18 protein-coding genes are annotated in these 18,923 nt (G+C 68.7%); 10 read left to right on the top strand and 8 right to left on the bottom strand.

Going from position 1 to position 18,923, the window contains the following annotated elements; all coding sequences use genetic code 11:
• The first annotated feature begins 9 nt into the window (after positions 1-9).
• The 4 genes from EOW65_RS04905 to EOW65_RS04890 all read left to right on the top strand — a co-directional run bounded on the left by EOW65_RS04905 (position 10) and on the right by EOW65_RS04890 (position 4,019).
• Positions 10-249, top strand: coding sequence for a BolA/IbaG family iron-sulfur metabolism protein (locus tag EOW65_RS04905; protein WP_121530132.1), 240 nt, complete (start codon positions 10-12; stop codon positions 247-249).
• 129 nt (positions 250-378) lie between these two features.
• Positions 379-738 (top strand): Grx4 family monothiol glutaredoxin, encoded by a 360-nt coding sequence (grxD, locus tag EOW65_RS04900; protein WP_128147876.1) that lies wholly within the window; start codon positions 379-381, stop codon positions 736-738.
• Positions 739-865: 127 nt separating this feature from the next.
• Positions 866-1,819 (top strand): deoxyribose-phosphate aldolase, encoded by a 954-nt coding sequence (deoC, locus tag EOW65_RS04895; protein ID WP_128147875.1) that lies wholly within the window; start codon positions 866-868, stop codon positions 1,817-1,819.
• 7 nt (positions 1,820-1,826) lie between these two features.
• The gene (locus tag EOW65_RS04890; RefSeq protein ID WP_128147874.1) at positions 1,827-4,019 is read left to right on the top strand and encodes an aldehyde dehydrogenase family protein; all 2,193 of its coding nucleotides are present in this window, start codon (positions 1,827-1,829) and stop codon (positions 4,017-4,019) included.
• A 45-nt stretch (positions 4,020-4,064) separates the two neighbouring features.
• Here the strand turns inward: EOW65_RS04890 and EOW65_RS04885 are convergent, their stop codons facing one another.
• The 3 genes from EOW65_RS04885 to EOW65_RS04875 are packed head-to-tail and all read right to left on the bottom strand — an operon-like array spanning position 4,065 to position 5,328.
• Entirely contained in the window at positions 4,065-4,718 is a 654-nt protein-coding gene (locus tag EOW65_RS04885) for a DUF1523 family protein (protein WP_121530128.1), read from the bottom strand.
• Between the two features lie 7 nt (positions 4,719-4,725).
• Entirely contained in the window at positions 4,726-5,004 is a 279-nt protein-coding gene (locus tag EOW65_RS04880) for a hypothetical protein (protein WP_128147873.1), read from the bottom strand.
• Positions 5,005-5,019: 15 nt separating this feature from the next.
• On the bottom strand, positions 5,020-5,328 hold the full coding sequence (locus EOW65_RS04875; RefSeq protein ID WP_128147872.1) for a hypothetical protein: 309 nt from the start codon (positions 5,326-5,328) through the stop codon (positions 5,020-5,022).
• A gap of 131 nt (positions 5,329-5,459) precedes the next feature.
• Between EOW65_RS04875 and EOW65_RS04870 the strand changes: the two genes are divergently transcribed.
• The gene (locus EOW65_RS04870) at positions 5,460-6,737 is read left to right on the top strand and encodes an acetylornithine deacetylase/succinyl-diaminopimelate desuccinylase family protein (protein ID WP_128147871.1); all 1,278 of its coding nucleotides are present in this window, start codon (positions 5,460-5,462) and stop codon (positions 6,735-6,737) included.
• A gap of 121 nt (positions 6,738-6,858) precedes the next feature.
• Here the strand turns inward: EOW65_RS04870 and panC are convergent, their stop codons facing one another.
• Positions 6,859-7,698, bottom strand: a complete 840-nt coding sequence (panC, locus tag EOW65_RS04865; RefSeq protein ID WP_128147870.1) for a pantoate--beta-alanine ligase — start codon at positions 7,696-7,698, stop codon at positions 6,859-6,861.
• A complete protein-coding gene (panB, locus tag EOW65_RS04860) occupies positions 7,695-8,519 on the bottom strand; it encodes a 3-methyl-2-oxobutanoate hydroxymethyltransferase (RefSeq protein ID WP_128147869.1) in 825 nt (274 codons plus the stop codon). Before panB ends, panC begins: the two co-directional genes overlap by 4 nt.
• Positions 8,520-8,732: 213 nt before the next feature.
• Here panB and EOW65_RS04855 point away from each other — a divergent pair, with 213 nt between their 5' ends.
• Together EOW65_RS04855 and EOW65_RS04850 are read left to right on the top strand one after the other, a co-directional pair.
• On the top strand, positions 8,733-10,205 hold the full coding sequence (locus EOW65_RS04855) for an ABC transporter substrate-binding protein (protein WP_128147868.1): 1,473 nt from the start codon (positions 8,733-8,735) through the stop codon (positions 10,203-10,205).
• A gap of 5 nt (positions 10,206-10,210) precedes the next feature.
• On the top strand, positions 10,211-10,552 hold the full coding sequence (locus tag EOW65_RS04850; RefSeq protein WP_128147867.1) for a cupin domain-containing protein: 342 nt from the start codon (positions 10,211-10,213) through the stop codon (positions 10,550-10,552).
• Between the two features lie 82 nt (positions 10,553-10,634).
• Here EOW65_RS04850 and EOW65_RS04845 read toward each other — a convergent pair whose 3' ends face one another.
• The 3 genes from EOW65_RS04845 to EOW65_RS04835 form a co-directional block, all read right to left on the bottom strand.
• Positions 10,635-11,087, bottom strand: a complete 453-nt coding sequence (locus EOW65_RS04845; RefSeq protein WP_128147866.1) for a hypothetical protein — start codon at positions 11,085-11,087, stop codon at positions 10,635-10,637.
• Positions 11,088-11,308: 221 nt separating this feature from the next.
• Positions 11,309-12,088 (bottom strand): L,D-transpeptidase, encoded by a 780-nt coding sequence (locus EOW65_RS04840; RefSeq protein ID WP_128148023.1) that lies wholly within the window; start codon positions 12,086-12,088, stop codon positions 11,309-11,311.
• Positions 12,089-12,342: 254 nt separating this feature from the next.
• Positions 12,343-14,508: an esterase-like activity of phytase family protein gene (locus EOW65_RS04835; protein ID WP_128147865.1), complete on the bottom strand. Its 2,166-nt coding sequence runs from the start codon at positions 14,506-14,508 to the stop codon at positions 12,343-12,345.
• 247 nt (positions 14,509-14,755) lie between these two features.
• Here EOW65_RS04835 and dprA point away from each other — a divergent pair, with 247 nt between their 5' ends.
• The 3 genes from dprA to EOW65_RS04820 all read left to right on the top strand — a co-directional run.
• The gene (gene dprA, locus EOW65_RS04830) at positions 14,756-15,883 is read left to right on the top strand and encodes a DNA-processing protein DprA (RefSeq protein WP_128147864.1); all 1,128 of its coding nucleotides are present in this window, start codon (positions 14,756-14,758) and stop codon (positions 15,881-15,883) included.
• Between the two features lie 128 nt (positions 15,884-16,011).
• On the top strand, positions 16,012-18,663 hold the full coding sequence (gene topA, locus EOW65_RS04825) for a type I DNA topoisomerase (protein ID WP_128148022.1): 2,652 nt from the start codon (positions 16,012-16,014) through the stop codon (positions 18,661-18,663).
• Positions 18,664-18,773: 110 nt separating this feature from the next.
• Positions 18,774-18,923, top strand: a 150-nt coding sequence (locus EOW65_RS04820; protein ID WP_276319591.1) for a CoA-transferase, incomplete at its 3' end; no start/stop codon positions are given.

The raw sequence follows: 18,923 nt of genomic DNA, 5'->3' as shown, positions 1-18,923 counted from the left end.
GAGTGCCACATGCCGATGGAAGCCAAGGACATCGAAGCCCTGATCCGCGACGGGTTCCCCGACGCGAAGATCACCATCACCGACCTGGCCGGTGACGGCAATCACTGGGCGGCCGAGGTCATCGACGCCTCGTTCAAGGGCATGAACCGCGTGCAGCAGCAACGTGCCGTCTTCGCCGCGCTGAAAGGGGCGATGGACGGGCCGAACGCGCCGCTCCACGCTCTCGCCCTCACCACCAAGGCCGAATGACCGTCGCAGAGGGGCTACGCGCAATTTCCGAGCTGAGCTATCTAGTCTGGATCTTGCTTGTCGCCCTCCCCCTCCTCTTCCGTTTCGGCCTCAAAGGGCTGCGCGAACCCCGAACCAAGGAATAATCAGATGACCGCAATCGACCAGATCAAGGCTGACATCGAAGGCAATGACGTGGTGCTCTACATGAAGGGCACCAAGGAAATGCCGCAATGCGGGTTTTCCAGCCGCGTCGCCGGGGTGCTGAACTATCTCGGCGTCACCTACAAGGACGTCAACGTCCTTGCCGATGCCGATATCCGCCAGGGCATCAAGGACTTCTCCGACTGGCCGACGATTCCGCAGCTCTACGTCAAGGGCGAATTCGTCGGCGGATGCGACATCGTCACCGAGATGACGCTGTCGGGCGAGCTCGACAAGCTCTTCGACGACAAGGGCGTCGCCTACAACAAGGATGCGGCCGAGCAGATCCGCGCCGCGAACGCCTGAGCGCAACCGCAAGGTTTCGGGGCCCCGCCACCGCGCGGGGCCCTTCGCATGTCCGACGCCCCCCGTTGCGGCCGGCCCCGCGCTTCGCTAGCCTCGCCCCCGAACGCCCTCAACCCCGGCGGAGCCGATGACCCAGACCCATCCGCGCAATCCAGGCGCCCCGCTCGATCCGTCCTGGTTCGAGCACGTCGCCGTCAACACCCCCGCCGCCGAGGCCCGCGTCGCCGATCTGACCGCGCGCCGCGGTCTCACGCGCGAGTGGCAGGCGGCCTGGCTCGTCAATGCCATCCGCTGCATCGACCTGACGACGCTGGCGGGCGACGACACCGAGGCGCGCGTCGCGCGGCTCTGCGCCAAGGCCCGCCGCCCGCTCGCCGATCACATCCTCGAGGGGCTGGGGCTCGAGGCGCTGACGACCGGCGCGGTCTGCGTCTATCCGACGATGGTCGGCGCCGCGGTGCGCGCGCTCGCGGGCTCGGGCATCCCCGTGGCCTCGGTCGCGACCGGCTTTCCCGCCGGGCTGATGCCGCTGCCGCTGCGTCTGGCCGAGATCCGCTATGCCGTCGAGGAAGGCGCCGCCGAGATCGACATCGTCATCACCCGTGCCCATGTGCTGCGCGCCGACTGGTCCGCGCTTTACGACGAGATCGCCGCGATGCGCGAGGCCTCGGGCGCCGCCCACATGAAGGCGATCCTGGCGACGGGCGAACTTGGCTCGCTCGCCAATGTCTATCGCGCCGCGATGGTGGCGATGCAGGCGGGCGCCGATTTCATCAAGACCTCGACCGGGAAAGAGGCGGTGAACGCCACCCTGCCGGTCTCGCTCACCATGGTGCGGGCGCTGCGCGACTATGGCGCGCGCACCGGCGCCCGCATCGGCTTCAAGCCGGCGGGGGGGCTGCGCACGGCCAAGGACGCCCTCGCCTGGCAGATCCTGATGCGCGAGGAGATGGGGCGCGACTGGCTCACCCCCGCCCTCTTCCGCATCGGCGCCTCCTCGCTTCTGGGCGATATCGAGCGCCAGCTCGAACAGCATGTCACCGGACGCTTTGCGTCCTCCTCCCGCCACGCGCTTGCCTGAGGGAAAGATGGTCACCGTGAAAGAGATCCTCGAGACGATGGACTATGGCCCCGGCACCGAGACCCCGGCCGAGGTCCGCGCCTGGCTTGCCACGCACGGCCGCTTCGGCCATTTCATCGCCGGCGCCTTCACCGCCTCGAGCGCCGTGCGCACGGTGCAGAACCCGGCCACCGGCGCGGTGCTCGCCGAGGTGGCGCGGGGCAGTGCCGAGGACATCGCCGCGGCGCTCGCCGCCGCCCGCGCGGCGCAAGCCGGCTGGGCGGCGCTGCCCGATCAGGCCCGCGCCGAGGCGCTTCATGCCCTCGCGCGCCAGCTGCAGAAACGCGCCTCGTTCCTGGCCGGTCTTGCCACGCTCGACACCGGCACGCCGATCCGCGAAAGCCGCGATCCCGACCTCGCGCAGGCGGTGCGGGCGTTGCAGCACGCCGCCGGCCGCGCGGCGCTGCGTGGCATGGATCATCCCGGCCGCGCCCCCCATGCGGTGACCGGCGTCGTTCTGGCCCCCGCGCTACCGCTGACGGGGCTTGCAACCGCGATCGCCCCGGTGCTCGCCGCGGGCGGCACTGTCGTCGTCGTGCCCGCGCCCGAGGCACCGCTGACCGCCCTCGCGCTGGCCGAGATCTTCACCGAGGCCGGCCTGCCCGCGGGCGTGGTGAACACCGTCACCGGCGATGCCGACACGGCCCTTGCCCTTGCGGGCGCCGATCTCGACCGGCTGATCTTCGCCGGCACGACCGAGGCCGGCCGCGCCGCACGCCGCGCCAGCGCCCCGCACGGCCCGGCGCTGAGCCTCAGACTCGACGGCAGCAGCCCCGTCCTCGTCTTCCCCGACGCCGATCTCGACGCCGCGGTCGAGGGCGTGGTGGCAGGCTGGCTGGCGGGCGGCCAGCTCCCTTCGGCCGGGGCGCGGCTGCTGGTCGCGGAAGCGGTGGCCGAGCCCTTCACCGCCCGCCTCACGGCCCGCCTCGCGAAGCTGCAGGTGGGCGACCCGCTCGCCAGGGGCAGCGACATCGGCGCGCTGGTCTCCGAGGCCGAGGCCACCCGCCTCGCCGCCCTAATCGCGGCGACCGAGGCCGAGGGCGCGCAGGCACTCCGCCCCGCAAGCGCCCCGCCCGAGACCGGCGCCTTCGTCGCCCCGACGCTCCTTCTGGGCACCGCCCCGGCAACCCCGCTCAACGCGACGCCGCTGCGCGGCCCCGTCGCGACGCTGATGAGCTTCCGCACGCCCGCCGAGGCGGTCGAGCTCGCGAATGCCAGCCGCTTCGGCGCCGCCGCCTCGGTCTGGTCGGAAAACATCACCCTTGCCACCGACATCGCCGCGCGGCTGCACACGGCCACGGTCTGGATCAACAGCACCGCGATTTTCGACGCCGCCGCGCCCGCGGGTGCGCGCCGCGACAGCGGCTTCGGCGCCACGGGCTTCGAGGCCGCCCTCGCCCCCCTGCCCCCGAGGGCCCTGCCCGAGGCGGCGACGGGGGGGCTCGATGCCGCCCCGGCGCCGGGCCCCGGCACGATCCCCGGCGCCGTCGAGGCGGCGCAGAAGGCCGCGGGCTGGGCGAAGATGTCGGGCCACGGCCGGGCACGGGTGCTCCAGTCCATCGCAGAGACCCTGTCGCGACGCCGCACCGAGCTCGCCGCGCGGCTGCACGACGCGGGCCATGACCCGGCCGAGGTCGCGGCGACGGTCGAGCTTGCCGTCCGCGCCGCGGCGCTGGCCGATGCGGGCGCGGGCCATCTGGCCGCGACCGGGGCGCAGATGCAGACACTGCTCCGCGCCGAGCCTCTTGGCGTGATCGGCATCGCGAGCCAGACCGCGCAACCGCTTCTGGGCCTTGCCGCGCTGGTGCTGCCCGCGATTGCCGCCGGCAACCGCGTCGTCGCGATCCCGGCCGAGGCTTTCCCCGCCGCCGCGACGGAGCTTGCGCAGGTCTTCGCCAGCGCGGGCCTGCCGGCCGGGGTGGCGACCTTCGTGTCCGGCCCGCGCGACGCGCTGGCCTCGGTGCTCGCCGGTCACGACGAGGTCGCGGCGCTGTGGTATTGCGGCACGCCCGAGACCGCGGCGCGGCTACGCGCCGACACCGCCGCCTCGCTCAAGCCCGTCTGGTGCCCCGTTCCGCAGGACTGGGCCGCCGCGCCGATCCGCGCGACGCTGGCCCAGGCTCAGCAGCACAAGACGATCTGGCTGCCCTACGGCGCATGAAAAAGGCCCGGGATCTCCCGGGCCTTTTCCGATCTGACCAATGACTTACTTCCGGCCGCGCCCGACCAGCCGCGCCCAGAAGCCGCGCGCCTTGCCGTCCATCGCCTCGGCCCGGTCGCCGAGCTCATCCCACTTGTCGGCGGCCTCGTCGATCAGCGGCTCGATGGTGCGTTCGCGGAACTGCCGCCACATCGCGCGAATGAGCAGGATCAGCACCAGCAGCCCGCCAAGGATCACGATGTTCACCCAGGGGATGATCCGCACGTCGGGCCCCGCCACCGGCCGGATGCCGACCGCATTCGGGAAGATCGACAGGAACTGGTTGCGCCAGCCGTAATGGGTGACGACCGCCCATTTCGGCGCCTCGGCGGTCGAGCGCAGGTCGTCGGCTTGGGTCTGCAGCGTCGCGGTGTCGAACTTGAAATAGGGCGGCCAGCGCCAGCCGGTATCCTCGTTGCGATAGACCATCGGCTTGCCGTTCGCCCGGATCGCCTGGATGAACTGCACGTCGCGGTTCGTCAGCGTGCCGGACTGATCGTCGGGCGTCGACCAGAAGATCCGCGTCCAGTCGGTCAGGTCCTGTCGTTCCTGATAGGTGCCGACGACGCGCACGATGTCATGCTGGGGCAGCGTGTAGTGCAGAAACCCACCGACCACGAGCACGATCACCGTCCAGAAAGCCCATTTCACATAGCGCATGATCGCCTCACCGATAGTTCATGACAAAGACCACGACCGCAAAAATCACGATCGGAAGGATGAAGACGAGCCAGACCAGCCGCCGCATCAGCCCGTGCTCATAGTCCTGCATTCCGGCCTCGACATAGGCATCGCACGGGCCGAGGTCCACTCCCGCCGCACTTTCCCGCGCCCAGTGCTTCTCGAGCGCCTCGCGGCGCAGCGAGCGGGCGTAGATCCGCACCAGCCAGAACAGGACCGCAAGCGCGCCCAGCCCGAAGACCGCACAGCGCAGGAAACCGATCATTGCCCCCTCCCCGGCTCAGGCCGTGCGGCGGCGCGACAGGCCAAGGCCGATCAGCTTGAACACCACGCCGCCGGCCAGCACCATCGGGATCGAGATCACGTACAGCGCCGCGAAGGCCGCGCGCGGCGTCGCGCCGCCCGTGCAGGCGCCTTCCCCGAGGATATCGGCCAGAAAGCCGATCCCGCAGTTGACTGCCGCGCCGTAGAACCCGGGCACCAGCGCCCCGAGCGGCACCAGCGCCAGCATCTTCGCCCAGTCCGCGCGCGCAAGCCACAGCGCCATGACGAGCGAAATCACCACCAGAAAGATCACGAAGAGGTTCATCTCGCCCCACCCTTGCCCCGCCAGCCCCTGCGATCGCGGCGCCGGCCTCTTGCCGGCACGCTATCGAAAACGCCCCTGCCCCGCCACCCTTTCCGGTTTACCGCGGCAATTGGCAGCGCTAGCCTTTGCGCATGGACAGAACCGCCCGTCTCAAGGCCGAGGTCGAAAGCCGCCGCGACGCGCTCATTGCGCTGACGCAGGCGCTGATCCGCGTGCCGACGCTGAACCCGCCCGGGCGCAATTACCGCGAGATCTGCGAGCTTCTGGCCGAGCGGCTGGCGCGGCAGGGCTTCGCGGTCGAGCTGCTGCGCGCCACCGGCACGCCCGGTGATTGCGAGGACTTCCCACGCTGGAACCTCGTCGCGCGGCGCGAGGGGGAGCGCCCCGGGCAATGCGTGCACTTCAACGGCCATCACGACGTGGTCGAGGTCGGCCATGGCTGGAGCCGCGATCCGTTCGGGGCAGAGCTGATCGACGGCCGGATCTATGGCCGCGGCGCCTGCGACATGAAGGGCGGAATCGCGAGCGCGGTGATCGCCGCCGAGGCCTTCCTCGCCACCTGCCCCGATTTCGTCGGCGCGATCGAGATCTCGGCGACGGCGGACGAGGAATCGGGGGGCTTCGGCGGCGTCGCCTGGCTTGCCGAACGGGGCTATTTCTCGCCCGGCCGGGTCGATCACGTGATCATTCCCGAACCCTTGCACAAGGACCGGATCTGCCTTGGCCACCGCGGCGTGTGGTGGGCCGAGATCGAGACGAAGGGACGCATTGCGCATGGCTCGATGCCCTTCCTCGGCGACAGTGCGATCCGCCACATGGGGGCGGTGCTGGCCGAGATCGAGGAAACGCTCTACCCGCTTCTGGCACACAAGCACACCGCGATGCCGGTGATCCCCGAAGGGGCGCGGCGCTCGACGTTGAACATCAACTCGATCCATGGCGGCGAGGCGGAACCCGAGCCCGGCTCGACCGCCCTGCCCGCCCCCTGCGTCGCCGACCGCTGCCGGATCGTGATCGACCGCCGCTTCCTGATCGAGGAGGACCTCGACGAGGTGAAGGCCGAGGTCACCCGCCTTCTCGACGGGCTGAAGGCGCGCCGGCCCGCGTTTGATTACGAGATCCGCACGCTCTTCGAGGTGATCCCCTCGATGACCGAGCGCGCCGCGCCGGTGGTGCGCTCGACCGCCGCGGCGATCGAGGCGGTGCTGGGGCGCGAGGCGGGCTATGTCGTCTCGCCCGGCACCTATGACCAGAAGCACATCGACCGCATCGGCCGGCTGAAGCACTGCATCGCCTACGGGCCCGGACAGCTGGAACTGGCGCATCAGCCCGACGAATGGGTGGGGGTCGAGGACATGCTCGACAGCGCGAAGGTGCTGACGCTGGTGCTGGCAGAACTGCTCGCCTGATCGCGAGGGGGCGCTGCCCCCCGCTCCCCCCGAGGTATTTCGGGCAAGATGAAAGCCGTGTTCATTTCATCTTGCCCGAAATACCTCGGGGGTCCGGGGGCGGCGCCCCCGGGCGCCGAGCTCAGACCGCGATATTGTCGATCAGCCGCACGTCGCCAATCCAGGCGGCGACGAGCAGACGGGCGGGCTCGGTGGCGCGCTCGAGCGGGCGCAGCCCCTCGACCGAGCGCAGGTCGAGATAATCGACCTCGCGGAACCCAGCCTCCAGGATCTCGGCCTCGGCATCGAGCAGCGTCTCGCGCGCGGAAGCACCACCATGCAGCGTCGCGGCGGCGGCCTCGAGGATGCGGTGCAGTGCCGGGGCGGCGGCGCGCTCGGCCGCGCTCAGCCGCACGTTGCGCGACGACATCGCCAGCCCGTCGGCTTCGCGGATCGTCGGGCAGCCGATAATCCTCACCGGGATGTTCAGATCCTCGACCAGCCGGCGCACCACCTGCAGCTGCTGCCAGTCCTTCTCGCCGAAGAAGGCGCGGCCGGCCTGGGTCATGCCGAAGAGTTTCGCGACCACCGTCGCCACGCCGTCGAAATGGCCCGGGCGGAAGGCGCCCTCGAGCGGTTCCGACACGCCCGAAACCGAGACCTTGGTGGCGAAGCCCTCGGGATAGACCTCGGTGACCTCGGGGGCGAAGAGCACGTCGACCCCCTCGGCATCGAGCAACGCGAGGTCATGGCCCTCGTCGCGGGGGTATTTCTTCAGATCGTCGGCATTGTTGAACTGCATCGGGTTGACGAAGATCGTCACGATCACCCGGTCCGACTGGCGCCGCGCCTCGCGCACCAGCGACAGGTGGCCGTCATGCAGCGCGCCCATCGTCGGCACCACGCCGACCAGCATCCCCGAGCGTTTCCAGCCCGCGACCTTCTCGCGCAGCTCGGCCGAGGAGCGGATCACCTGGGTCATTTTTTCACCTCGTCGGCAAAGGCATGTTCAGGGGCCGGGAAGGCGCGGGAGCGGACCTCGGCGGCATAGGCGGCGATCGCCTCGGCCGCCTGCGCACCAAGCTCGGCATAGCGCTTGACGAATTTCGGCCGAAAATCGGTGAACAGGCCGAGCATGTCGTCGATCACCAGCACCTGACCATCGCAATCGACGCCGGCGCCGATGCCGATCGTGGGAATGGCGAGTTCGCGCGAGACCTGGGCGGCCAGCGCTGCGGGGACCTTTTCGAGCACCACAGCGAAGGCACCGGCTGCGGCCACCGACAGCGCGTCGGCGCGCAGCCGGGCCGCGTCATGGCCGCGCCCCTGCACCTTGTAGCCACCAAGCGTGTTCACCGATTGCGGGGTCAGACCGATATGCGCCATCACCGGAATGCCGCGGGCGGTCAGGAAGGCGATGGTCTCGGCCATGTGCTGCCCGCCCTCGAGCTTCACGGCGCCTGCGCCGGTCTCGGCCATCAGCCGCGCGGCGTTGCGGAACGCCTGTGCCGGGCCCTCCTCGTAGCTGCCAAAGGGCATGTCGATGACGATCAGCGCCCGCTCGGAGCCGCGCGCGACCGCCTGGCCGTGCAGGATCATCATCTCCATCGTCACGCCAAGGGTCGACGGCAGGCCGTGCAGCACCATGCCGAGCGAATCCCCGACAAGCAGCACATCGCAGCTCGCATCGGCCAGACGTGCGACGGGCGTGGTGTAGGCGGTCAGGCAGACGACGGGCGCGCGCCCCTTCATCGCGGTGATCTCCGCCGGCATCAGGCGGCGGGTGGTTGCGGTTGCGCTCATGGCTTCCCCCTGTCCCGAGGCTCCTCTTCCTCGGGGCGCAGCCTTAATCCTCCGGGCCCGGCAATGCAAAGAAAGAATGCCGCGGCGCGGCGGCCGCCCTCCCCATGCCGCTGCGTTGCGACGGGCACAGCGGCGCAAATTCCTTGATCCCCGGCGGGCTTCGCCTCAATCATGGCGCGAACCGCGCCCTGCCGGCGCGCCCGAGGAGATCCGATGCCCCATCGCCTGACTGCGGCCCTTGCCGCCCTTGCGCTTTCGGCAACCGCCGCCATCGCCGCGCCCGATGCCGTCACCCTGGGCATGGTGCTGGAACCGCCGAACCTCGACCCGACCGCAGGCGCCGCCGCGGCGATCGACGAGGTGGTCTATGCGAACCTCTTCGAGGGGCTGACCCGGTTCGGCCCCGATGGCGCGGTGCTGCCCGCGCTCGCCCGCAGCTGGGAGGTGTCGGAGGACGGTACCAGCTACACTTTCCACCTGGTCACCGGCGCGACCTTCCACGACGGCACCGGCTTCGACGCCGAGGACGTGAAGTTCAGCCTCGACCGCGCCCGCGCCGAGGACAGCGCCAATGCGCAAAAGGCGCTCTTCGCCGGCATCGCCGCGGTCGAGGTGATCGACCCGGCGACGGTGAAGGTGGTGCTGAGCGCCCCGGACGGCGCCTTCCCGGCAAAGATGGCCTGGGGGGATGCGGTGATCGTCGCCCCCGAGAGCGTCGCGACCGAGGCCACGCATCCCGTCGGCACCGGCCCCTTCGCGCTTGCCGACTGGGTGCAGGGCGATCACGTCACGCTGACGGCCTATCCGGGCTATTGGGGCGCGAAGCCGGCGCTCGCCAAGGCCACCTTCCGCTTCATCGCCGACCCGACCGCGGCCTTCGCGGCGGTGATGTCGGGCGATGTCGACGCCTTCCCGAACTTCCCCGCCCCCGAGACTCTGGTGCAGTTTCAGGCCGATCCGCGCTTCAAGGTGATGGTCGGCACCACCGAGGGCGAGACCATCCTCGCGATGAACAACCGCACCCCGCCGCTGAACAACGTGCAGGTGCGCGAGGCGATCGCCCATGCGCTCAACCGTCAGGACATCATCGACGGCGCGATGTTCGGTTACGGCACGCCGATCGGCACCCATTTCGCCCCGCACAATCCCGATTACGAGGATCTGACGGCGCTTTCCGCCTATGATCCCGGGAAGTCGAAGGCCCTGCTGGCCGCGGCCGGAGCCGAAGGGCTGACGCTGCGCCTTGCCCTGCCGCCGCCGACCTATGCCCGGCGCGGCGGCGAGATCGTCGCGGCGGAGCTCGCCGCCGTGGGGATCAAGACCGAGATCACCAATCTCGAATGGGCGCAGTGGCTCGAGCAGGTGTTCAAGGGCCATGATTTCGACCTGACCATCGTCAGCCACACCGAGCCCGCCGACATCAACATCTACGCGCGGCCGGATTACTACTTCGGCTACAACAACCCCGATTTCGTCTCGCTGATGAGCGAGCTCGACCGCGCCACGGATCCCGCCACGCGCCGCACGCTGACGCAGCGCGCCGAGGAGACGATCGCGCGCGATTACGTCAACGCCTACCTGTTCCAGCTGGCGAAGACCGGCGTCGCGAATGCGAAACTCGAAGGTCTGTGGCTGAACGCGCCGACGCCCGCGAACGACCTGACCCAGGTGCACTGGACGGAGTAAGACCGATGCTGCTCGAAGCGCTCACCCCCGCCGCGGCGGAGCCCGAAGTCACCCGCCCCGATCCCGCGAAACTGGTCGAGGGCGATCCCGTCCACACCACCTGGAACGTCGAGGACGAGAACGGCCTTTACTGCGGCATCTGGCAGTCGACGCCGGGGGCCTGGCGCGCGACCTACGAGGAATGGGAATATTGCCGCATCCTGACCGGCCGCGCGGTGATCGAGGGCGACGACGGCAGCCGGCTCGAGGTCGGTCCCGGCGATGCCTTCGTGCTGCGCCCGGGCTTTTCCGGCATCTGGCGGGTGCTCGAGACGCTGCGCAAGGATTACGTCATCCTCTATCGCTGAGCGGCGCGGGCTTTTCCGAGGCGCCGCGGGAAGGCAAGACGGACGGAGCGGACGTTGGGCAGAGATGCTACCGGCGCAATGCTCAGGTCGCATTATTGCGCATATTCCTGATCGCGGGCCGAAGCCACACCACGAACGCCGCAAGCGCCAAGCAGGGGATCATCGACTTCCAGAAATCTAGCCAATTGAAAAAACTAAAGCCGATAACCTCCTTGGCGACACAGAAGCCCGCGACCATTGCGGTCATCATATCAATCTGACGCTTGATTGAATATTCCATGGGGATCGCAAGTGAGGCGACACCTGCTGCACAGATCATGGCGCCAAACGCCAAAATCCTCAGGCGCTGGAATACCGGAGGCACGCCGTTCTCTATCATCTTCTGCAGTTTCAGCCCCGCATCCGCTTCTTCAGAGAGAACAAGGACAAGAACATCGGCTGAAGCCCGGTGTGCTTCCTGCCTCATCCCAAACGATGCGTAAAAGAGCACCGTTGCCGCGACGACGGGAAGCACGAAAACAAAAATGTAGCGCACATTGCTGCCTGGTCTAAACTCTCGATGGTCGTCCAATCGTCGCGTGAAAGTGTGCCCCGTGAAGTTCAGGGAGGCAACACGAACTCTTGACCACATGCCCATGCACTGCCTTTGACCGGCAGCCACAGGCTCAGATCGACAAGGGCATAAAGTCCATCGGGGCCACGCCGGCCCCGATGACAGATGAAACCAAGTCGCCGCCCGCGACGCCGCCACCCGCCTCAGTTCGCGCCGTGCAGCTGCGCTTCGCGCTCCTCGGCCGAGGCGACGGCAGCCTCGTGCTGTTCCTGCTCGACCTGCGAGTAATCCTGGATCTGCCCGGCCTCATACGCGGCCTCGTCGGCGGCAATCGCCTCGGCGTCGGCGGCGGGCACGACATAGCCGGTGTGCAGCTCGGTCATTGCCCCCTCCATCTCGAGGCTTTCGGCGCGCGAGCGGACCTTCACCCTGGTGCCCAGCTCGGTCTCGTCGAACATGTCGATGATGTCCTGATTGAACAGCCGGATGCAGCCCGCCGAGGTGGCCTTGCCGATCGAGGACGGGTCCATCGTGCCGTGGATGCGGTAATAGGTGTCCTTGCCGCCCCGGTAGAGATAGAGCGCCCGCGCGCCGAGCGGGTTGTCGAGCCCGCCCGGAAGCCCGCCCGCGAGCGGCCCGTAGAGGTCGGGGTCGTTGCGGATCATGTTCTTCGTCGGCGTCCAGGACGGGTATTCGACCTTGCGCGAAATCACGGCATTGCCGGAAAAGCCCTTGCCCGCCTTGCCCACGGCGATACCGAAGCGCATCGCCCGGCCGGGCGAGACGACGTGATAGAGAAGCCGCGCATAGGGATCGACGATGATCGTGCCCGGCTCTTCCGGCCCGGAATAGTCGACCCAGCGACGGCGGTTGCGGTCGGTCAGGTAGTTCGGATTGACCGCCGGGATCACCCGGTCGCCATCGGGGCGGGACTGGTATTCGGGTGGCACGGCGGAACTCGAGGACACGGTGGCCGGGGTCATCGGCTGCTGTGCACAGCCCGCAAGGGCCGCAACGAGCAACACCGGAAAGACAATCGCATGACGACGCAGCGAGAGAGACAGCACGACAGCACCTATTCCTGAAACACCTTCTGGCCGACGCGACGTCAGCCTTTCCTCAAAAGGCCAGCGCCGCACCGGATGGTCAAGTCCCGTGAGGCCGCTGCGGTTCCATCAGATGTGAAGATGACCCGGAAACCACAGGGGTTCCGGGCCATCCGTGCGTTTTTCCGGCGTCACTCGACCGTGCCGACCGGGAAGAACAGGGTCTCGCCCGAGCTGTCGTCGACGCCGTCGTTGTCGGTCACCACCCAGCCGGTGCCGGCCGAGTCGATGGTGAAGCCCTCGACCTTGTCGACGACATAGCCGCCCGTGGCCTTCAGGTCGGGGATCAGGTCGCGCACCTCTTCCTTCGCCACCACCGGCAGCTCGGAGCCGAGCGGCGCCGCGACCAGATCGGCGCGCTTCACCCGGTAGAGCCGTTTCACCACGGCCTTGTCGCCGATCAGGTTGTCACGCTCGATCACATAGGCCCAGTCCCCGTGGAAGGTCAGCTCGGAGAGCCCCATCCAGCCCGCGCCCTTCGGCTCGAGCGGGTAATGCACCGCGCCCCATTCCTTGGTCTCGGTGTTGTAGGACACGAGCTTGACCATCCCCTTCGGGTCGTCCTTCCACTCGCGCTGCACCGCCATCCACAGCGTGTCGCCGTCCTTCGCGATGCCCTCGAAGCCGAAGCGGGTCTCGACCGCGGCAAGCTCCGGCGGCAGGCCGACCTGCTCCTTGATCTTGCCCTTGGCGTCGACATGCAGCAGCCCGTGCGGCACCATCTTCGCCGTGTTGCCCTCGGTCGACAGCCAGAAGCCGCCCTTGCCGTCGGGCGTGATGCCCTCGAGGTCGGTCAGCTGCGCCGGCGCGCCGTCGCGGGTGACATCAAGCGCGGCGACGATCTTGGCGGGCTTCTGCGTGGTGTCGATGGTGAAGATCCGCGGTTCGGCCGAGTAGAAGCTGTCCGAGATCGTGTAGAGGATGCCCGCCTTCTCGGGATCGGCGGCAAGCCCCGAGAGCGCGCCCCAGCCGATCAGCGGATCGGTGCCCGCCGAGGTCAGCATCGGATAGGCGGCCGGCGCCTCCTGCCGCTGATAGATCATCACATGCGCCCGCGCCGCGCCGTCGGCGCCCAGATCGGTCTCGTTCGCCGAGACCAGCAGGTTGCGTTCGGGGATCGCGACATAACCTTCCGGCCCGATGCCCGAGGGCAGCAGCTGCAGCAGCTTCGGCGCCGCCGGATCGGTGCCGTCATAGACACCGACGACCGAGCCGCGTTCCGAGCCGATGAAGATCAGCTTCTGACCGCCGAAGGTGCCGGTCTCGACCGACTCGGGCTCGACGCCCTTCTTGCCGGCACGCTTGTCGGGGAAATGCCCGATCGCGGCCACCGCGCGCTCGAAGCTGTTGCCGCTGTCATAGACCATCGTGCCGTCCTTGGCGAAGATCGTCCAGCCGCGGGTGCCGCCCTTCCAATCGCCTTCGTTGGCGATGGCGATATGGTCGTCGTCGATCCATTTCACCGCGTCGGGCTCGCGCGCGATGTTCTCGATCTTGCCGGTGAAGTCGAGCTTGCCGTCCTTCTTGGTGTCGATCCCCTCGACCGTCGCGGTGCCCGCGCTGAAGGCCTTGGCCACCTTGCCGTCGGCACCGACGATGACGATCGCGTTGTTCTCCTGCAGGGTCAGCGCGATCTCGCCCTTGCCGTTGATGTCGACGAATTCGGGCTCCGGGTCCTCGCCGGCGATCTCGGACAGCCCGGTCACGTCGATCGTCTGCAGCGCGGCGCACTCGGGCAGGCCGTTCTTCAGCGGCAGCTTGACCAGAGTGCCCGCCGGCATCTGCGGCAGCGCGCCGTCATTCAGTTCCTCGTCACGCTCGTTCTCGATGGCGATGGCGAGGAACCGGCCGTCCTTCGATTTCGCGATGGAATCGGGCTGACCGCCCAGATCGCAGCTTGCCACCTCGGTCTTGGTCGCAAGGTCGACGACGTCGAGACGCCCCGACGGGTTGGCATAGCTTTCCGAGGTATTCACCGCGACGAAGGCCTTGCCGCCCAGCACCGTCACCGAGGTCGGCTCGCCCTTCACCGAAACCTCGCCCAGCCCTTTCGGCGCCGCCGGATCGGTGATGTCGATCAGCCCGATCACGCCCGCCGGGCTGTCGGTGTAGACCAGCGTCATGCCGTCCTCGGTCACCGAGATGATCTCGGCCGAGGTCTCGCGCGCGGCATCGGTGCCGGAAGGCGTGTTGTCGGCCACCGGGAAGGCGGCGATGCGGTTGAAGTTCATCTCGGCCAGGGCCGGAAGCGCGGTGGTCAGGGCAAGAACGCCGCCGAGCGTCAGTCGCAGGATCATCGGATGCTCCGTCAATTACGTGATGCGCTGCGGATGCCCGGCGCGGGTAACAGCCGGGCGACGGCGCCATGACGTTTCGGTAACGCGGCCGTGATCGCCTCGATCTGTGCACGTTTTGCGGGCGACACGCACATCCTTTGCGCGCACACTTTTGAAATGATTCTCGCATTGGTTGATTCGCCTGCCATTTGCCGACGCAGCGCCCGAATGCAGAAACGGCGATGCGACGGAGATCGGAGGAAGCAGATTGTTTTCCGGTCCCACGCCCGACGCCCCGCCCCTGACGGAAGCAGAGACGCTCGACCGTCTCCGCCTCGCGCGTTCCCGCCGAGTGGGGGCGACCACCTTCCATCGCCTGCTGGCCGAACACGGCAGCGCCGAGGCGGCGCTGGCCGCGCTGCCCGACATCGCCCGCATTGCCGGGGCCGAGGGCTATGCGCCCTGCCCCGAAGGCGTCGCCCGGGCCGAGCTTGCCGCCGGCCGCCGCGCCGGGGCGCGGCTTCTGGCCTTCGGTGCGCCGGGCTACCCCGCCGCGCTGGCCGATCTCGACGATGCGCCGCCGCTGCTCTGGGCGCTTGGCGATCCGGCGCTGGCCGCGCGGCCGATGATCGCGCTCGTGGGCGCGCGCAATGCCTCCTCGCTCGGCCTGCGCATGGCGCAGCGGCTGGCGCGGGAGCTGGGCGCGGCGGGCTTCACCGTGGTCTCGGGCCTTGCACGCGGCATCGACGCGGCAGCGCATGAGGCGGCGCTCGCCACCGGCACGATCGGCGTGCAGGCGGGCGGTATCGACGTGATCTATCCGACGGAAAACACAGAACTTTCTGCCCGCATGGCACGCGAGGGGCTGCGCCTGGCCGAGCTGCCCCCCGGCACGCAGCTGCAGGCCCGCCACTTCCCGCAGCGCAACCGCATCATCGCCGGGCTGGCCCGCGCGACGGTGGTGATCGAGGCCGCCGCGCGCTCGGGCAGCCTGCTGACGGCGCGCAACGCCCTTGATTACGGGCGCGAGGTGATGGCGGTGCCGGGCCATCCGATGGATGCCCGCGCCGCCGGCTGCAACCTGCTGCTCCGCGACGGCGCGGTTCTGGTGCGCAATGCCGAAGACGTGATCGAGGCGCTTGGCGGCCCCGCGCCCGTCGCCTCCGGGCCAGCCCCGCCCCCTGTCGCCGCGCCGGTTCAGCCCCCGCTCCCGGGGCCGGAGACCGGCGCGGCCGAGGCCCGCATCCTGGCGGCCCTCGGCCCCAGCCCGACGCCCGAAGACCTGCTGTTGCGCAGCCTGGGCATTGCCCCCGCGGTGCTGGCCCGGACCCTCGTCCTGCTCGAGATCGAGGGGCGGGTGATCCGCCACCCCGGCGGGCTGCTGAGCCTTGGCTGACGCCTCCGGAGGCACAGGCTCGAAAGCCCCAGCGGGAAAACCGGCTGTCGGTGCGTCATTGACAATCCCCCCCCAACGCCCACATGTTCCGCGCCCAAGTGCTGAACCTGCGCATTGAAGAGGAAGTCATGGCCGTCGTCGTTGTCGAATCTCCCGCCAAGGCCAAGACGATCAACAAGTATCTGGGCTCGGATTACACGGTTCTGGCCTCCTTCGGCCATGTCCGCGACCTGCCGCCGAAGGATGGCTCGGTCGATCCCGAGCATGATTTCGAGATGAAGTGGGAAGTCGGCTCCGACTCGAAGAAGCACATCAAGGCGATCACCGATGCGCTTGCCTCCGACGACGAACTGATCCTCGCCACCGACCCTGATCGCGAGGGAGAGGCGATCTCGTGGCACCTCGAACAGGCGCTCGAGAAGAAGCTGAAGGGCAAGAAGGTGTCGCGCGTCACCTTCAACGCGATCACCAAATCGGCGATCACCGAGGCGATGAAGCACCCCCGCCAGGTCGATGGCCCGCTGGTCGAGGCCTATCTCGCCCGCCGCGCGCTCGACTATCTGGTGGGCTTCAACCTCTCGCCGGTGCTGTGGCGGAAACTCCCCGGCGCGCGCTCGGCCGGCCGGGTGCAATCGGTCTGCCTGCGCCTCATCGTAGAGCGCGAGATGGAGATCGAGGCGTTCCACGCCCGCGAATACTGGACCGTCACCGCCGAGCTGACCACGCCCCGCGGCCAGGTCTTCACCGCGCGACTGACCGTTCTCGGCGGCAAGAAGCTCGACAAGTTCGACCTCGCCACCGCGACCGATGCGGAACTGGCGGTGCAGGCCGTCACCTCGCGCGATCTGACGGTGAAGGCGGTCGAGGCGAAGCCCGCCACCCGCAACCCCTACCCGCCCTTCATGACCTCGACCCTGCAGCAGGAGGCCAGCCGCAAGTTCGGCATGGGCGCCAAGGCCTGCATGTCGGCGGCGCAGCGGCTTTATGAGGCAGGCTACATCACCTACATGCGAACCGACGGCATCGACATGGCGCCCGAGGCGGTGATGGCCGCACGCGACGAGATCAAGCGCCGCTTCGGCGACAACTACGTGCCGTCGAGCCCGCGCATGTACAAGAACAAGGCGAAGAACGCGCAGGAAGCGCACGAGTGCATCCGGCCCACCGACATGTCGGCCAGCCCCGAGAAGCTCAAGCTCGCCGATGACCAGCGCAAGCTCTATGAGCTGATCTGGAAGCGCACCCTTGCCAGCCAGATGGCCGCCGCGGTGATGGAACGCACCACCGTCGACGTGGGCTCGGCCGATGGTCAGGTCGAGCTGCGCGCCACCGGCCAGGTCGTCACCTTCGACGGCTTCCTGAAGATCTACGATCAGGGCCGCGACGACGACGAGGGCGAGGACGGCGCCCGCCTGCCGCAGATCATGCAGGGCGAACCCGCGAAGAAGAGCCAGATCACCCCCGAGCAGCACTTCACCCAGCCCCCGCCGCGCTACACCGAGGCGACGCTGGTCAAGCGCATGGAAGAGCTCGGCATCGGCCGGCCCTCGACCTATGCCTCGATCCTGACCACGATCGTCGACCGCGGCTATGTGCGCAAGGACAAGAACCGGCTCATTCCCGAGGACACCGGCCGCCTCGTCACCGCCTTCCTGACGAACTACTTCCGCCGCTACGTCGAATATGATTTCACCGCCGATCTCGAGGAACAGCTCGACGACATCTCGGCCGGCGATCGCGACTACAAGGACGTGCTGGCGCGCTTCTGGCGCGACTTCTCGGCAGCGATCGGCGAGACGTCGGAGCTGCGGATCTCCGAAGTGCTCGACAAGATCGACGAGGTGCTGGGCCCGCATCTCTACCCGCCGCGCCCCGACGGCTCGGATCCGCGCGAATGCCCGGTGTGCCACAAGGGCCGGCTGCACCTGAAGACCGCACGCTCGGGCGGCGCCTTCATCGGCTGCGGCAATTACCCCGAATGCCGCTACACCCGGCCGCTCTCGGCCCCGGGCGACGGCGAGGCGGCGGCGCTCGACGGCAAGGTTCTGGGCGAGGACGAGGGCCAGCCGGTGACGCTGCGCATCGGCCGCTTCGGCCCCTATGTGCAGAAGGGCGAGGCGAGCGAAGAGGTGCCGAAACCGCCGCGCGCCAGCCTGCCGAAGGGCTGGTCGCCCGAGTCGATCGACCTCGAACGTGCGCTGATGCTGCTGTCTCTGCCGCGCCAGATCGGCCCGCACCCCGAGGATGGCGAGCCGGTCGAGACCAATCTCGGCCGCTTCGGGCCTTACGTGAAATGGGGCAAGACCTATGCGAACCTGCCCGATGCCGAAGAGGTCTTCACCATCGGCATGAACCGCGCCGTCGAGGTGCTGGCGCAAAAGCTCGCCCGCGGCCCGGGGCGTGGCGGGGCTGCCGCGCAACCGCTCAAGGTGCTCGGCGAGCATCCGGACGGCGGCGAGGTGCAGGTGATGCCCGGCCGCTACGGGCCCTATGTCAAATGGGGCAAGGTCAACGCCACCCTGCCGAAGGATGTCGAACCCGAGGCGGTGACGATGGAGATCGCGCTGCCGCTGCTCGAGGCGAAGGCGGCGAAGGGCGGCAAGAAGAAGGCGGCGCCGAAGAAGGCCGCGGCCAAGACGGCCGAAGCCGCACCGAAGAAGGCGCCCGCAAAGAAACCCGCGGCAAAGAAGACGACCGCCAAGACCGCCGCCGCGAAAGCGCCGGCGAAGAAGGCCGCGCCGAAGAAAACCGCCAAGAAAGCCGACGCCGCGCCGGAGTGATGCCTGTCGCGGCGGCGCGGCGGAGGGCCCGCGCCGCTGCGCAGCATCGCCGCGATTGACACCCGCCCTCCCCTTGGTCACAAATTCCGCACAGGAAACGGGAGGATTTCATGAGAAAGATCTACGGCTCGGCGTCGGAGGCTCTTGATGGGCTTCTGGTCGACGGGATGACGATTGCGGCGGGCGGGTTCGGCCTGTGCGGCATTCCGGAGCTTCTGATCGACGCGCTGGTCGCGAGCGGGGTCAAGGACCTGACCATC

The sequence above is a fragment of the Paenirhodobacter ferrireducens genome (assembly GCF_004022265.1).
In the GTDB taxonomy this organism is placed as follows: domain Bacteria; phylum Pseudomonadota; class Alphaproteobacteria; order Rhodobacterales; family Rhodobacteraceae; genus Rhodobacter; species Rhodobacter ferrireducens.
Note: the sequence above shows the minus strand (reverse complement) of the source record. Positions and strands in the feature narration are given on the sequence as shown.

What these genes read in the sequence shown, in the direction of transcription:
- EOW65_RS04905 (WP_121530132.1), top strand. Translation starts at nt 10, where the DNA reads ATGCCGATGGAAGCCAAGGACATCGAAGCCCTGATCCGCGACGGGTTC.
- grxD (WP_128147876.1), top strand. Translation starts at nt 379, where the DNA reads ATGACCGCAATCGACCAGATCAAGGCTGACATCGAAGGCAATGACGTG.
- deoC (WP_128147875.1), top strand. Translation starts at nt 866, where the DNA reads ATGACCCAGACCCATCCGCGCAATCCAGGCGCCCCGCTCGATCCGTCC.
- EOW65_RS04890 (WP_128147874.1), top strand. Translation starts at nt 1,827, where the DNA reads ATGGTCACCGTGAAAGAGATCCTCGAGACGATGGACTATGGCCCCGGC.
- EOW65_RS04885 (WP_121530128.1), bottom strand. Translation starts at nt 4,718, where the DNA reads ATGCGCTATGTGAAATGGGCTTTCTGGACGGTGATCGTGCTCGTGGTC.
- EOW65_RS04880 (WP_128147873.1), bottom strand. Translation starts at nt 5,004, where the DNA reads ATGATCGGTTTCCTGCGCTGTGCGGTCTTCGGGCTGGGCGCGCTTGCG.
- EOW65_RS04875 (WP_128147872.1), bottom strand. Translation starts at nt 5,328, where the DNA reads ATGAACCTCTTCGTGATCTTTCTGGTGGTGATTTCGCTCGTCATGGCG.
- EOW65_RS04870 (WP_128147871.1), top strand. Translation starts at nt 5,460, where the DNA reads ATGGACAGAACCGCCCGTCTCAAGGCCGAGGTCGAAAGCCGCCGCGAC.
- panC (WP_128147870.1), bottom strand. Translation starts at nt 7,698, where the DNA reads ATGACCCAGGTGATCCGCTCCTCGGCCGAGCTGCGCGAGAAGGTCGCG.
- panB (WP_128147869.1), bottom strand. Translation starts at nt 8,519, where the DNA reads ATGAGCGCAACCGCAACCACCCGCCGCCTGATGCCGGCGGAGATCACC.
- EOW65_RS04855 (WP_128147868.1), top strand. Translation starts at nt 8,733, where the DNA reads ATGCCCCATCGCCTGACTGCGGCCCTTGCCGCCCTTGCGCTTTCGGCA.
- EOW65_RS04850 (WP_128147867.1), top strand. Translation starts at nt 10,211, where the DNA reads ATGCTGCTCGAAGCGCTCACCCCCGCCGCGGCGGAGCCCGAAGTCACC.
- EOW65_RS04840 (WP_128148023.1), bottom strand. Translation starts at nt 12,088, where the DNA reads ATGACCCCGGCCACCGTGTCCTCGAGTTCCGCCGTGCCACCCGAATAC.
- EOW65_RS04835 (WP_128147865.1), bottom strand. Translation starts at nt 14,508, where the DNA reads ATGATCCTGCGACTGACGCTCGGCGGCGTTCTTGCCCTGACCACCGCG.
- topA (WP_128148022.1), top strand. Translation starts at nt 16,012, where the DNA reads ATGGCCGTCGTCGTTGTCGAATCTCCCGCCAAGGCCAAGACGATCAAC.